We start from the raw sequence: 14,074 nt of genomic DNA on the forward strand, positions 1-14,074 counted from the left end.
GCTAGCTGCCGTCGCTCCAGCGCTCGAGACCGTGGCCCTCGACCGATCGGCCGCCGAGCTGCACCGAGTCGTCGCCGAGGTTCACCGCGAGGAGAGCCCGCTCGCCCTCGTTGCCCTCGGCGATGAACAGGGCCGCCGTGTTCGCGAGCTCTTCCGTGCGGATGCGCGCTGTCGCGAGCCAGGGATGCTGGCGCCGGAACGCGATCGCGTCTCGGTGCGCCTGTGAGTAGGCGTTCTCCGGCCACTCCTTCGGGTCGCGCGGGAACTCCGGCCTGATGTCGTCGTCTCCACCGGCCCGCTCTTCCTTCAACGCCTCGAGTCCCCGCTCGTCGCCCGCGTACACGCTCGGGGCACCCGAGAAGAAGAACAGCATGGCGATGGCGATGGCGTGGTTGCGCTCATCGTCGATGGCGCTCGCGATGCGCGTCACGTCGTGGTTGCCGAGGAACGTCATCGGAAGGAAGTGCTCCGCGAAGTCGTTGTGCCGCTGCAGCGACCAGTCGAGCTCGAAGAGGTTCTGCTCCTGCACGGACGAGCGCAGCGCCTTCCACAGCTCGTACTGCGTCATCGAGTCGAGGCCGGACTCTCGCACGTACTCGTCGTAGTCGCCGTGGATGACCTCTCCAACGAACCACGAGTCCGGGAACCGCTCACGCAATGGGTCGATCGTCGACCGCCAGAAGAGCGGCGGCACCGCGTAGGCCGCGTCGAGGCGCCACCCGTCGACGCCCCGCTCCAGCCAGTGCGCCATGGCGACCTCGACGAGCTCGACGACCTCCGGATGCTGGTGGTTGAGCACCACAAGCGAGTCGTGGCCCTCGAACACGTCGACGGCGAGTCCATCGACCTCACGCGCATCCGCGCCTCTCGAGAACCGCGCAGCGGCTCCCGAGTCGGGTCCTGCCTCGACCGCCTCGCGCCACCACGGGTGCTCGCGGCCCACATGGTTGAAGACACCGTCGAGGAGTACGCGCACGCCGCGCTCACGGCAGGCGGCGATGAGCGCGTCGAAGTCCGCATCGTCGCCGAGCCGCGGGTCGATGCGGAGATGATCGACCGTGTCGTAGCCGTGGGTCTGCGAGGCGAAGATCGGGCCGAGCAGCAAGCCGTTGAGACCGAGAGCGACGAGTTCGTCCAGCCACGCCGTAATGCGATCGAGGCGATGCTCGACGGGGCTCGAGAGTGGAGCGCCCGCCGTGTCCGCACCGACGAAGCCGAGCGGGTACACATGCCACCAGAGTGCGGTCTGCGGCCAGGGCTGAGGAGCTGGAGTCATCGTGTCAGGCTAGTGAGGCGTTCTGGGAAGCACTCCGGGAGCGCCTGCGACCCACCCCCGCCTCGCCTCGGCGTGAAAGACTGCCTTGGTCCTTCCCCTGACAGCACCGAGGAGTCCCCACAGATGTCGATCACCCCGCGCTCAGGCTCCTCCTACTTCCTCTCGCACGGTGCCTACGAGGCCTCGATCTCCAGCGTCGGCGCGACCCTGCGCGAGCTCACGCACAACGGCAGGCACCTCGTGCACACCTTCGACATGGATGAGGTTCGGCCCGCGTACAAGGGGGCGACGCTCGCCCCGTGGCCGAACCGCATCATCGACGGCCGGTACCGCATCGACGGGCAGGAGCTGCAGCTGCCCCTCTCAGAGCCCAAGCGCGGGCACGCCCTGCACGGCCTCGCCCTCTGGCTCGACTTCACACCGGAGGATGTGCGCCCCGACCTCGTCGTGCTGACGGCCACGATCGAGCCGCAGACGGGCTACCCGTTCCGCATCGAGGTGCGGACGAGCTATGTGCTCGGCGATGACGGCCTCACCACGACGGTGGAGCTGCGCAACGTCGGAGCCGGGACCGCACCGGCCGGCGCATCCACGCACTCGTACCTCGTCGCCGGCGAGGGACAGATCGACGAATGGACCCTCGAGTCTCCCGCGCAGAAGCTCATGCACGCCCACGGCGCACGTCTGCTCCCCGGCTCGGTCGTCTCGGTCGAGGAGGTCGCGGGGGCCTTCGACTTCCGGGCCGCACGGCGCATCGGCGAGATGGAGATCGACCACGCCTTCACCGACGTCTTCGGGGAGGGCGACACCGCCACGGTGACGCTCACGACCCCCGAAGGCACGGGCGTCGGCATGACCTGGAGCACGGACGCACCGTGGGTGCAGGTCTTCACGAGCGATCAGCCCGGCATCGAATGGGACCGCCAGGCTGTCGCGGTCGAGCCCATGACCTGTGCACCCGACGCCTTCAACTCCGGCCTCGACCTCGCCTGGCTCGAGCCCGGCGAGAAGCTGGAGACCGCGCAGCGCATCTTCGCGATCTGACGCTCGGCGCACGCAGGGAGGCCGTCCGAGTCGTCCCAGAGCGTCACGTCCCAGAGCGTCACGACCTAGAGCGTCACGACCCCGATCGAGGCGATCAGCGCGTGGTCCCTCTCCAGATGAGGGAGCATCGCCGCCCCGTCCAGCGGGTGGCTCTCGCCCACCGCCACCCGAGCCTCCGGGACCCGCTCGAGCAGCGAGCGTCGGAACGCCGCCGCCACATGCGGTGACGAGAACACGTTGCCGATCGCCCGCACCTGCACGACCTCACGATCGCCGGGCAGACCGACCCGCGCGAGCCCGGCCGCGACCGAGGCGGCCAGCTCCGAGCCCGCCGCGGCCAGGATCCCGGCAGCGACCGCATCCGTCTCAGCCAGGTCGCCGACCGACCGAGCGAACGACGCGATGTGACGGACCTTCCCCTCGTTCGTCTGCAGCGACACGTACATGCTGGGCAGATCCGGGTGGTGGGCGAGCACGACCTCGGTGAGCGCCGTCTCAGGGCCACGACCATCGAAGGCGCGCATCACCGAGTCGAGTGCGGCGCGACCGATCCAGTACCCGGAGCCTGCGTCTCCGACGAGGTAGCCCCAGCCGTCGACCTGTGCGAGGCGTTCCTCGCCGACCGCGAGCGTCACGACACCCGTGCCGGCGGCGACGACTGCACCGAGCTCGGATCCGAGGGCCCCCAGGAAGGCCGAGATCGAATCGTGCGCGATGAAGACCCTCGCGACGCCGAACTGCCCGACCAGCAGGGCGAGCTCGTCCGCAACCGTCTGCGCGTGCGTCACCCCCGACACGCCACCGGACACCGTGACCCCCGCCAACCCAGAATCTCGCAGCGACTGCTCCACGACGCTCGCGAGCTGCGGCGCCAACGGGAGGTCGGTGCGAATCGCGGCGAAGGAGCGCACCTCGCCCGAATCGATCTGCGAGCGGATGCCACTCTGGCCAGCGTCGATGGCAAGAACAGGCGAAGGGGAGAACGTCGTCGTCATGCACCGAATCGTATTGCAGAGAGGCGACGGGTAGAGGTGCCCGCGTCACGAACACACCAACGGTCCTAGGGTGAACGCATGACGACACCGAGCCAGTGGAACGGACAGCCCAGCCCCGACCCCCATTCGAACGCAACCCAGGGCGCGTCCGGCTACGGCACTCCGCCGAGCGGCGCACCCGCCGCCTACGGTCCCGCTGGCCAGGCAGCGTCGGGCCAGGCAGCGTCGGGCCAGGCCTCGACTGGTCAGGGATACGGTCAGGCGTCCGGCGAGTACGCGCAGCCGGGTGGCTACCAGCAGTCCGGCGGTTACGTGCAGCCCGGCGCCTACCAGCAGCCAGGCAGCTCTGCCCAGCCCGGCGAGTACGCGCAGCCGGGCGGCTACCAGCAGCCGGGCAACCCTCAGCAGGCCAAGACACCGAGCCGGAAGCAGCTGGCCACCTTCACGAGCCTTCGCGAAGAGCTCTCCTTCTCGACGAACCTCTTCGGCATGATCTCGCTGGCGAGCGCGCTCGGGGGGTGGGTCCTCACGACCTTCCTCTCCTTCGTGATGAGCATCCTGGCGCGCACTGGCGGCTACGAGATCTACGGGGTGCTGAGCCCCGCCAACGGCATCCTGCAGCTGCTGACCTCCGTCGCCGCCATCGTCTTCGGCATCCTCGCGCTTCGATCAAGCGGATGGCGCAACATGCCAGCCTCCGTCGGCTCCGTCGTCGGAGTCATCACCCTCGTTCCCACGGTTTTCTTCTTCCTCATCGGCCTGATCCCGTTCTCCTACTGATCAGGATCCCGAGCCGTTCTTGTAGAGGTCCGCAAGAGGACACCGCGTTTCGTCGTACTAAGCTCACACCTTGGCTGCGTGTCACGCGGCCGTACGCGGTCGAGCAGGCCCGTGCATCCAGTCGATGAATGAGGCGAGAGTTCTGAACGCTCCAGCGAGCCCCCACCCCAAGTCAACCGCCGGACACGTCGTGCCCCCGGCAGACGCCAGGTCCTGGTTGCTCGTCCCGGCGTCCAAGCCCGAAGCCTTCGACGCCGCGGCGGCCTCGCGCGCCGACGTCGTCATCCTCGACATCGAGGACGCCGTCGACCCCAAGCACAAGGCCGCGGCCCGAGCCGACGTCATCGCCTGGCTCAAGGCCGGCAACGCCGCCTGGGTGCGCATCAACGACACCCTGTCCGACTTCTGGGCTGACGACGTCGACGAGCTCGCGGGAGTCCCCGGACTCCTCGGAGTCGTGCTCGCCAAGACGGAGCAGGCCGAGCAGGTCGTCAACACGTACCAGCGACTCGGGGCACGCATCCCCGTGGTGCCGCTCATCGAGTCGGCGCTCGGACTCGAAGAGGCCACGAACATCGCCCGCGCTGACGGCTCCTTCCGCCTCGCCTTCGGCAGCGGCGACTTCCGCCGCGACACCGGCATGTGGGCGACCCGCGAGGCCATGGCCTACGCACGCTCGCGCCTCACCGTCTCCTCCAAGGCGGCCGGCCTCCCGGGCCCCGTCGACGGACCCACCACCGACGAGAGCCTCCGCGTGCTCCGCAACGAATCCGAGTGGACGCTCGAGCACGGCATGACCGGCAAGCTGTGCCTCCGCCTCGAGCAGACGGCCGTCGTCAACGAGGTCATCTGCCCGCAGACGAGCGACATCCTCTGGGCACGCGAGTTCCTCGCCGACTTCGACGCTTCCGGCGGAGTGGTCCGCGACGGCAGCGACCTCCCGCGTCTCGGTCGAGCACGCAAGATCCTGCGCCTCGCAGAGGCCTTCGGCATCACAGTGGAGGCCTAGAGAGTTCAGCCAGGGTCGGCTTTGCGCCGATCGCTCGGTTCCGCTCCGCAGTTGCGGGCCGCTCGCCCCCGGTGGGCGGGTTGCCCGCGACTCGTTCACAGGCGACGCTGGATGCGCGCTCGCTAGAGTCGGGCAGGTCTGATTCCCGAGCGAGGAGCAATCTTGGTCACCACTCTCAGCGTTGGCGACAGCGCCCCCGATTTCGCGCTCACCGACCAGCACGGCGAGATCATCCGCCTCAGCGACCTCGTCGGCTCGCCAGTCGTCGTCTACTTCTACCCGAAGGCCGGCACGCGCAAGTGTACGCAGCAGGCGTGCGACTTCCGCGACAACTACGCGGCACTCAGCGACGCTGGAGTCACCGTGCTCGGCATCTCGCTCGACCAGCCGAGAGAACTCGCCATCTTCGGCGAGGAGCAGCAGGTGCCGTACTCGCTCCTCAGCGACTCAGGGGCGACGGCCATGGAATGGGGCGCGTGGGGCGAGCGTCCCGTCGCGGGAATCGCGGGAACGGGAGTCATCAGGTCGACCTTCATCGTGGATGCGACCGGGAAGCTCTCCTGGGTCGCCTACGACATCGACCCGGACGGCCACGTGGAGGAGCTGCGCGCGAAGCTCGGCATCTGAGCCGAGCGGGAGGCAACGGGTCGTAACCGTCGGTCACGACGTCAAGAGCATCGCGCGGTGTGCGTGAGAATCGGAGACACATCCACCGTCTCGAGGACCCCATGACCGACACCACCATCGCCTCCACCTCCGTGCTCGACAACCCCGCCTGGAACTCGCTGACGGGTGCCCACGCGCACCTCGCGGTCGGCGGCGACCTCGTCAAGCGCTATCCGGCCGACGTGTCGCCGTTCGTGGGCGTCCGCTCCTGGGAGGAGCCCGGCGTCTGGGACGCGATCGCCGAGCTCCTCGGCTCCGGGGCAGAGCTCGCGATCTCGCACGCAGACCCCGAGGTTCCGGCCGACTGGGCACAGACCTGGCGCGGCGAAGGGGTGCAGCTGGTCGAGACGCCGCGCCTGCAGACGAGACCGGACGAGGAGATCGTCGAGCTCGGGGCAGACGACGCACCTGAGATGCTGGCGCTCGTGGAACGCAACCAGCCCGGCCCGTTCCTGCCGCGAACGTACGTCCTCGGGCGCTACGTCGGCATCCGCCGCGAAGGAAAGCTCATCGCCATGGCCGGGGAGCGACTCCACCCTGCGGGTTGGACGGAGATCAGCGCGGTCGCGACCGACGCCGACTACCGCCGACAGGGACTCGCATCACGTCTTGTGCTCGACGTCGCCTTCCACATCCAGGAACGCGGCGATCGTGCACTCATGCACGCTGCGGCCGCCAACACGGGCGCCATCGCCGCGTACGAGAAGCTGGGCTTCGAGCTGCGTCGGGCCACGCCGTTCACCGGCGTGCGCGTTCCCTGAGTCCGTCGAGGCCGACCCGGCCCCTCACGACTGGGCCCGGGGCTCAGTCATCGAGGTCTTCGTCCTCCTCGGGAGGCGGCGGGAAGGCCCGCCCCTGCGGGAGCGCGATGGCCTCGCTCACGACGTGCTCTCGCAGATACTCACGCAGGTACGGCGTCGTGAACTGCACGCTGCCGTAGCCCGCGGGCTCGATGATGCCGGCGTTGATGAGTCGCTGGCGGTACACGCCCACGTAGCCGGCCTTCGCGCGCATCCGCAACCGGATATCGCTCGAGCGCGATGGCCCGTCGTCGCTCGCCATCGCGGCCAGGTAGGTCCGGTCGCCGATGGACAGTGCAGCGAGGGTGGGTTCGTAGATGTACTGGCCCATGGCCTGCCTCGCGAGCCGAACGGCCCGGCGGGCGTGCGCGAGCTGGATGCGCTCGGCGGGGCCGGCCTCCTGCCACGATTTCGAGCCGATGAACTGCACGAGGAACGGGTACCCCTGCGTGCCCCGTACCGCGTAGTCGAGGGCGTCGTCGTCGATGCTGCGCCCACCCTCCGCGATGGGCTCCCGGAGAGCCCTCGCTGACGCCTCGTAGTCGAGCTGCCCGAGTTCCTGCACGTGCGCGCGGCGCAGGAACGTCAGCATGCGGTCGCTGCGCAGCTCGTTGATGTTCGGCTTGAGGCCGGCGCCGACGAACGCGACGTCGAGCCCCTCGCGGAATGCGTGCTGCACAACCGTCGTGATCTCGCGGAGGTCGTCGATCGCACCGCGGTGGATCTCGTCGACGGTGATGAGGACCCCCGTGCCGTTCGGGGCGAGCAGACGCGTGAGCTCCGTCAGCTGAGACCGCAGGTTGGCGACGGGTCGGTAGCGCTCCTCGACCGTCGACACGAACCCTCCGGTGCCCATCGGCAGGGTGACTCCCGTAATGCGCCGCTTGCTGGCCCTCGGGTCGTGCTCGGCCAGGAGCTTGGGGAGCGCTTCGGTGGTCATCCGCTCGGCCAGCCCCTTCGTGGCCGTCTCCGAGATCACGAGCCAGCCGCGTGTGACGGCGATGTCCTCCAGCGCGTTGAGCATGACGGTCTTGCCGACGCCGCGCAGTCCGGTGACGAGGGTCGCCCTCCCCACCTCGCCCGGCGTGCCGTCGATCGCCGCTTCGAACGACGCCAGCATCGCCGACCGGCCGACGAGCAGCGGTGGCGTCACGCCGAACGAGGGCGTGAAGGGGTTCGGCCGCGTGGATGCGGCTCCCGTCTTCGTGGGCACGGGTGACCGGCTTCCGGTCAGGCCTCGCTCTTCGACGAGCCCGCCTCTACCTCGCCCGCGAGCACCTCGCCGTCGATTTCCACGTCGTCGGCGTCGTCGAACTCGATCTGCAGGACAAGCGTGTGGTCGTCGCCACGGGCGATGATCTCCCCCGTGCCGCTCGCACCCGTCAGTTCTCCGGTGCCCGAGTCGGGGACGACATGCAGCACGCCGCCGCCAGCAGCAGGACGGCCCCTCGCGACCGTGTTCGCGTGCCAGAACGCGAGCGTGCCCGTCCTGCCCGCGATCGAGCCCTCGAAGGCGTCGATCGCGACGTACGTGCCCGAACCGTGCTTCTCGTTGAAGGCACCAGCGAAGAGCACCTCGCTGCGCCCCTCGATGTCACCGCCTGAAATGGCACGGACGATGAATGCACCGCCAAGCGGTGCGGCGGTCTCGATGCCGACGGCCCTGCCGTTGGCGTCCCAGGCTTCGATGGTGAAAGAGCTCTCTGCGCGCATGCCATGAGGATACGACGGCGCACCGACAAAGCGACGGGAACTCCGGCGTGGTCAGTCGAGCGAGAGGAGGCCCCGGAGTCGTTCCGCCGAATCGGCGACCGCGACGGAGCCCGCCTCCTCGCCGAGGCGGCCGTAGCCCCAGGACACGTACACCGCGGGCACGCCGTGCTCGGCGGCCCCCTCGACGTCGTAGAACCGGTCGCCGATCATCAGTACGTTGCCGAGGTCGACGCCCGCGACGTCGAGTCGACGAAGCGCCTCCTCGATGACGTCGGCCTTGGCCGAGCGCACCTCGTCGTCGGAGGCTCCCGTGATGGTGAGGAAGCTGTCTTCGACCCCGTAGCTCTCGAGGATGACCCTCGCCGAGCTCTCCGGCTTGCTCGTCGCCGTCGATTGCGGGATGCCCGCGGCGTGCACGTCGCGGATGACCTGCAGCACCCCTGGGTACGCGTCGCCGATGAACGACTCGGAGGCGCGGTAGATCGCGCGATAGCGTTCGGTCGCCTCGATGGGGTCGAGCCCGTAGGCGGCGAACGTCTCGTGGATCGGCGGGCCGACGTGCTTGAGCAGCTCGCCGTCGCTCGGGATCGGCAGCCCGTAGCTCGAGAGGACGGTGCGCAGGCTGTTCAGGATGCCCGGTGCCGAGTCGCTGATCGTCCCGTCCAGGTCCCAGAGCACGGCCGTGTACGGGGCGATGCCGGTACCGCGCTCGAGGTCGACCCTGCGAGTCGTCGTGGTGGCAGCAGGCTGGACGGCCGGTGTCGGCTGCGGGTCGGTGGGGACCCGGCCTTCCGTTTCTGGAGAGCTTGTGTGCGTCATGTCCGAGCCAGTGTAGTGAGGGCTGGCCGAGCGGCAGGCGACAGCCCGCTGAACGGTTGGGGCGCGCCGCTAGAAGAGGCGCATGTGGCGCGGGTCGACGCCGCGCATCTCGTCGTAGTCGAGGATGACGCAGCGGATGCCGCGGTCCTCGGCGAGCGTGCGTGCCTGCGGGGCGATCTCCTGCGCGGCGAACACCCCCGAGACGGGAGCGAGCAGCGGGTCGCGGTTCATGAGCTCGAGGTAGCGCGTCAGCTGCTCGACGCCGTCGATGCCTCCACGACGCTTGATCTCCACGGCAACGGAAGCGCCGCTCTCGTCGCGCGCGAGGATGTCGACCGGCCCGATGGCGGTCATGTACTCCCGGCGCACGAGCGCATGCCCCTCGCCGAGCAGGTCGATCTGGTCGGCGAGCAGCTTCTGGAGGTGCGCCTCGACGCCGTCCTTCTCGAGGCCGGGGTCCTTGCCGAGCTCGTGGGAGTGGTCGCCGAAGACCTCGCCGATCGTGACGAGCAGCTGGTCGCCGGTCTTCGTCTGCGTGACCCGCCACAGCGCGGTGATGCCGGCTTCCAGCTGGGTCGCGTCCGGTTCCTCCTCGACGATGGAGCAGGGTGCGCTCATCCAGTTCAGCGGCTTGTAGCTGCCGCCGTCCGAGTGCACCAGGAGGCTGCCGTCGGCCTTGCGCATGAGCACCCGTGGGGCCATGGGGAGGTGGGCGGTGAGACGGCCGATGTAATCGACGCTGCAGTTCGCAATGACAAGACGCACCTGACGAGGGTAATCGCTCCCGATGCACCGGGTGGTCGTGCGCGCCGGTGTCGGCCCGCGAGGAGGTCACCCGAAATTCACCGGGGCGCTACCCGGGGGAAACTGCGGCTTCGCCGGACATGCGAATGGTTCTCATAGCGTCGCCGAGGTACCCCGAAGACGCACCGGAAGGAACCAGATGCCCAGCATCATCCGCAGACCACTCGCCGGAGGCGCAGTCGCGCTCACCGCGCTCGCCATCGCAGGCACCGCGTTCGCCGCGACGCCGGCCGTCGCCGACGAGACCGGCCCGAAGAACGTCATCGTGCTCATCGGCGACGGCATGGGCTACAACTTCGTCGACCTCGCGAACGCCCACACCAGCGGCGAGACCTACTACCAGGTCACCACGGGTGGGGACAAGAAGGTCATCCCCGCTGGCAGCAACAACGACCGGCCGACGGAGGGCTTCCAGAGCTGGGACCTCGCCGGCATGTCCACGCACTGGGCTGAGGGCCCCGCGTACGACCCAGCCGAGTCCTGGACCGACTTCGAGTGGAACAAGAACGACCCGACCGACTCCGCTGCGGCAGGCACCGCCATGGCGACAGGCGTCAAGACCTACAACGCGGGCATCGGAGTGGACGTCGACGAGAACGTCGTCGAGAACCTCTCGGAGCGTGCGAACTCGCTCGGCAAGTCGACGGGCGTCGTCACGAGCGTGCCGTTCTCGCACGCCACACCCGCTGCCTACTCGGCACACAACGTGTCGCGCAACGACTACCACGGCATCGCCGCCCAGCAGCTCTCGGGCGAGATGGATGTCGTGATCGGCGCGGGCCACCCGTTCTACGACGACGACAACCAGCCGTTGGCCGCACCGAACTACCAGTACGTCGGCCAAGCGGAGTGGGAGGCGGCGTCAAGCGGGGCGACTGAATATGCCTTCCTGGAGACGAACGAGGACTTCGCGGCGCTCACCGAGGGCGACACCCCCGAGCAGGTCTTCGGGGTCGCCCAGGTCTGCTCGACGCTGCAGCAGGGCCGCACGGACAGCGGCGCGAAGAACGACGTGCCGGGTCTCGCGACGCTCACCGAGGGCGCCCTCAACGTGCTCGACAACAACGACAGTGGCATGTTCCTCATGGTCGAGGGCGGCGCGATCGACTGGACCGGGCACGCCAACCAGACCGACCGAGCGCTCGAGGAGACCCTCGACTTCAACGACGCCGTGGATTCGGTCATCGACTGGGTCGAGACCGAGTCGAGCTGGGACGAGACGCTTGTCGTCGTCACCGCCGACCACGAGACCGGATACCTCTCTGGCCCGGTCGAAGGCCAGTTCACGCCCATGACGGTCGAGAACCACCTCGACTACGCCACCCACTCGTGGAACTCCACGAACCACACCAACCAGCTCGTGCCCTTCTTCTACAAGGGTGCAGGTGCCGCGCAGCTCACGGCGCTCGCCGATCAGCGGGACCCGCTGCGCGGCCACTACCTCGACAACACCGAGATGGCGCAGTGGCTGCTGACGTCCGCGTGGGTCGAGGTCGCTCCGCCGGCTCCGACCGCGACGACCGAGCCGACCGCGACGAGCGAGCCGACCGCGACCACAGAGCCGACGGCGACCGCGACCACCGAGCCGACGGCGACGACCGAGCCGACCGCGTCCACGACGGCATCCGCCACCGCTCCGGCCACTGCGGCCCCAGCACCCACGAGCACCTCGACGACCGGCCAGGGCGGGGACTCGCTGGCCACGACCGGCGCAGAGGGCGCCGCGCCCATCGTGATCGGTGCTGGTCTGCTCCTCGCCGCGGGCATCACCGTTGCACTCGTCGCCCGTCGACGCGCTGCGACCGAGCGCGAGTAGCTCCCAGCAGCGAGGAGTCGCCACGAGCGCGCAGCTCGCGCGCGAAGCGTATGGCTGGCCGGTCCCGGACGCACGGGACCGGCCAGCCTGACCGCGTCGCTAGGACTTCGCGCCGGTGAAGGCGAGCGCGCCGCCGAGTCCGATCATCATGGCTCCACCCGTGGCTGACATGCCGGAGATGCGCCTGGGGGAACGAGCGAACCAGGCCCGTGCCGTACCGGCGAAGAGCGCCCACGCGCCGTCGAAGACGAGCGCCAGCAGAAGGAAGCAGACGCCGAGCTCCATGAGCTGGAGCCAGGCCGGCCCTGCCGCTGGCGATACGAACTGGGGGAGCACGGCCACGAAGAACGCGATCGTCTTCGGGTTCGTACTGCCGACGATGAAGCCCTGCGTGAGCAGCTTGAAGGCGCTCGCGGGAACGGGCGGTGCGGCCTCGAGGTGGGCGTTCCTCGTGCGGATCGCCTGCACGCCGAGCCAGACGAGGTAGATCGCGCCGACGATCTTGATGATCGTGAACGCCACGACCGACGAGGCGACGAGAGCCCCGACCCCGAGCGCCACCGCGAGGACCGCCGGGATCATCCCGATCGCGTTGCCGACGACGCTCAGCACGCCGGCCCGACGGCCGAGCGCGATCGACCTGCCGATCACGAAGAGCACGCTCGGCCCCGGAATGAGGATGAGCAGCACCGACGCGATGGCGAAGGCGAGCAGGCTGTCGATTGGGACCATGACGAGAACGTACCCCTCGGGAGGCCCGTGCGCGAGGAAGTCGCTGGCGTCGAGCGGGAGTCGAGCGGGAGTCGAGCGGGAGTCGAACCTGACGGCGGCTCACCCGACGCGCTTGCGCTACCTCGCGGCGCCCGGGACCAGCCACTTCGTGCCGCGCTCCCTGGCACCCAGCACGAGCGCTCGAGCGCCCATCGTGCCAACGGCGAACGACGCCCACAGCACTCCGAGACCAGCCGCACCCTGCATCCCGAGCTGCAGCACGACCGTCACGCCGACCACCAGCACGAGCAGGGGCGGGATGCCCGCCAGCGCCAGGTAGCGAACGTCACCCGCGCCGATGAGGATGCCGTCGAGCACGTAGACGAACCCCGCGATCGGAGTTCCGGCAGCGAGGATGAGGAACCCGATGGGCAAGAGGGAGAGCACGGCGGTGTCGCTCGTGAAGACGTACCCGAGAACCCACGCGAGGGCCGCGAACACGACCGCGAGGATCACGCCGAACCAGAACCCCCACTGCTTGAGGCGGCGGGAGATCGCCGTGACCCGCTTCGTGTCACCGGCACCGAGGGCGTGCCCGACCATCGCCTGGCCCGCGATGGCGAGCGCATCCAGGGTGAAGGCGATGAGGCTGTTGACCGAGAGGAGGATCTGCAGGGAGGCGAGCTCTGCGACCCCCTGCTGCCCGGCCGCCCAGACCAGCACGACGAGGGAAGCGCGCAGCGTGAGGGTGCGCAGCACCATGAACGCGTTCGCCGAGAACACCGTCCGAGGGTTGCCGATACCCGGCCGCAGCGAGACGCCGAGCTCGCGGCCCGCCCGGACCGCGATGACGATGTAGACGATGGCCATGCCCCACTGCGCGATGACGGTGCCGAGGGCAGACCCCGCGATGCCCCAGCCGAAGCCGTAGATGAAGACCGCGTTCAGCGCCCCGTTGACGGCGAAGCCCGCGATGGCGACGACCAGCGGCACCTTGGTGTTCTGCAGTCCGCGCAGGAGGCCCATGGCGGCGATGACGAGCAGCATGGCGGGGAGCCCCCACAGGCTCAACGAGAGGTACGTGTTCGCGGCCTCGATGGCGCCGGGGTCGCTCGTGAAGACGCCGACGAGCGGGGCGCTCAGGGGGAGGCCGACGATGAGGAGCACGAGCCCGCAGAAGGCCGCCAGCCACATGCCCTCGATGCCGGCGCGGATGGCACCTGGTCGGTTGCCGGAGCCGAGCAGCCGCGCCACGACCGGGGTCGTCGTGTAGGCCAGGAACACCATGATGCCGACGATCGTGTGCAGGATCGTCGCCGCGACCCCGAGGCCAGCGAGCGCCGTATCGCCCAGGTGGCCGACGAGCGCCGTGTCGGTGAGCAGGAACAGCGGCTCGGCGACGAGCGCCCCGAACGCCGGAACCGCGAGCGTCAGGATGCTGCGGTCGAGTGTGCGTGCATCGGTGCGTCCAGCGGGTTGGGAGTTCTGAGATGCGCGCACGGATCCATCCTCCCAGGAGTCAGCGCGAAGCCCGTTGCCCAGACGCGGGCAGGTGCACGGTGGGTGACCCGCGTCACCTCGAGTGTTCGCCCTGAGGTGATCTCAGCGCCTGTGTCGGTGGCGTGTTCTAGCCTGAGGGAC

Annotated in this window: 14 protein-coding genes; 6 read left to right on the forward strand and 8 right to left on the reverse strand. The window is 69.2% G+C overall.

Annotated features, from left to right (window positions below; translation table 11 throughout):
• Nucleotide 1: 1 nt before the first annotated feature.
• A complete protein-coding gene (locus C5E10_RS00495; RefSeq protein WP_104329956.1) occupies nt 2–1,276 on the reverse strand; it encodes an alpha-amylase family glycosyl hydrolase in 1,275 nt (424 codons plus the stop codon).
• Nucleotides 1,277–1,399: 123 nt separating this feature from the next.
• Between C5E10_RS00495 and C5E10_RS00500 the strand changes: the two genes are divergently transcribed.
• Nucleotides 1,400–2,320, forward strand: coding sequence for an aldose 1-epimerase family protein (locus C5E10_RS00500; protein WP_104329957.1), 921 nt, complete (start codon nt 1,400–1,402; stop codon nt 2,318–2,320).
• Between the two features lie 65 nt (nt 2,321–2,385).
• On the opposite strand, the gene C5E10_RS00505 is transcribed toward C5E10_RS00500, so the two are convergent.
• A complete protein-coding gene (locus C5E10_RS00505; RefSeq protein ID WP_104329958.1) occupies nt 2,386–3,315 on the reverse strand; it encodes an N-acetylglucosamine kinase in 930 nt (309 codons plus the stop codon).
• Nucleotides 3,316–3,393: 78 nt separating this feature from the next.
• Here C5E10_RS00505 and C5E10_RS00510 point away from each other — a divergent pair, with 78 nt between their 5' ends.
• The 4 genes from C5E10_RS00510 to C5E10_RS00525 all read left to right on the forward strand — a co-directional run bounded on the left by C5E10_RS00510 (nt 3,394) and on the right by C5E10_RS00525 (nt 6,531).
• The gene (locus C5E10_RS00510) at nt 3,394–4,095 is read left to right on the forward strand and encodes a hypothetical protein (RefSeq protein WP_104329959.1); all 702 of its coding nucleotides are present in this window, start codon (nt 3,394–3,396) and stop codon (nt 4,093–4,095) included.
• 190 nt (nt 4,096–4,285) lie between these two features.
• Nucleotides 4,286–5,104: a CoA ester lyase gene (locus C5E10_RS00515; RefSeq protein WP_236558325.1), complete on the forward strand. Its 819-nt coding sequence runs from the start codon at nt 4,286–4,288 to the stop codon at nt 5,102–5,104.
• Between the two features lie 162 nt (nt 5,105–5,266).
• Nucleotides 5,267–5,731 carry a peroxiredoxin gene (locus tag C5E10_RS00520; protein ID WP_219820297.1) on the forward strand — a complete coding sequence of 155 codons (465 nt, stop codon included), beginning with the start codon at nt 5,267–5,269 and terminating at the stop codon, nt 5,729–5,731.
• 101 nt (nt 5,732–5,832) lie between these two features.
• Complete coding sequence (locus C5E10_RS00525) at nt 5,833–6,531, forward strand: GNAT family N-acetyltransferase (RefSeq protein WP_104329962.1); 699 nt, start codon at nt 5,833–5,835, stop codon at nt 6,529–6,531.
• Nucleotides 6,532–6,574: 43 nt separating this feature from the next.
• Here the strand turns inward: C5E10_RS00525 and C5E10_RS00530 are convergent, their stop codons facing one another.
• The 4 genes from C5E10_RS00530 to nucS all read right to left on the reverse strand — a co-directional run bounded on the left by C5E10_RS00530 (nt 6,575) and on the right by nucS (nt 9,867).
• A complete protein-coding gene (locus tag C5E10_RS00530) occupies nt 6,575–7,783 on the reverse strand; it encodes an ATP-binding protein (RefSeq protein ID WP_219820298.1) in 1,209 nt (402 codons plus the stop codon).
• Nucleotides 7,784–7,800: 17 nt separating this feature from the next.
• Nucleotides 7,801–8,283: a DUF3224 domain-containing protein gene (locus tag C5E10_RS00535; protein WP_104329963.1), complete on the reverse strand. Its 483-nt coding sequence runs from the start codon at nt 8,281–8,283 to the stop codon at nt 7,801–7,803.
• Between the two features lie 51 nt (nt 8,284–8,334).
• Nucleotides 8,335–9,102, reverse strand: a complete 768-nt coding sequence (locus C5E10_RS00540; RefSeq protein WP_104329964.1) for an HAD hydrolase-like protein — start codon at nt 9,100–9,102, stop codon at nt 8,335–8,337.
• Between the two features lie 69 nt (nt 9,103–9,171).
• A complete protein-coding gene (gene nucS / locus C5E10_RS00545; RefSeq protein WP_104244101.1) occupies nt 9,172–9,867 on the reverse strand; it encodes an endonuclease NucS in 696 nt (231 codons plus the stop codon).
• A gap of 178 nt (nt 9,868–10,045) precedes the next feature.
• On the opposite strand from nucS, the gene C5E10_RS00550 reads away from it, so the two are divergent.
• Entirely contained in the window at nt 10,046–11,722 is a 1,677-nt protein-coding gene (locus C5E10_RS00550) for an alkaline phosphatase (RefSeq protein ID WP_219820299.1), read from the forward strand.
• Between the two features lie 99 nt (nt 11,723–11,821).
• Here the strand turns inward: C5E10_RS00550 and C5E10_RS00555 are convergent, their stop codons facing one another.
• Both C5E10_RS00555 and C5E10_RS00560 read right to left on the reverse strand, forming a co-directional pair.
• Nucleotides 11,822–12,454: a LysE family translocator gene (locus tag C5E10_RS00555; protein ID WP_104329965.1), complete on the reverse strand. Its 633-nt coding sequence runs from the start codon at nt 12,452–12,454 to the stop codon at nt 11,822–11,824.
• A gap of 117 nt (nt 12,455–12,571) precedes the next feature.
• Nucleotides 12,572–13,933 carry an MATE family efflux transporter gene (locus C5E10_RS00560; protein WP_104329966.1) on the reverse strand — a complete coding sequence of 454 codons (1,362 nt, stop codon included), beginning with the start codon at nt 13,931–13,933 and terminating at the stop codon, nt 12,572–12,574.
• Nucleotides 13,934–14,074: the final 141 nt, after the last annotated feature.

It is taken from the genome of Pseudoclavibacter sp. RFBG4 (genome assembly GCF_002931515.1).
Taxonomy (GTDB): Bacteria; Actinomycetota; Actinomycetes; order Actinomycetales; family Microbacteriaceae; genus Pseudoclavibacter.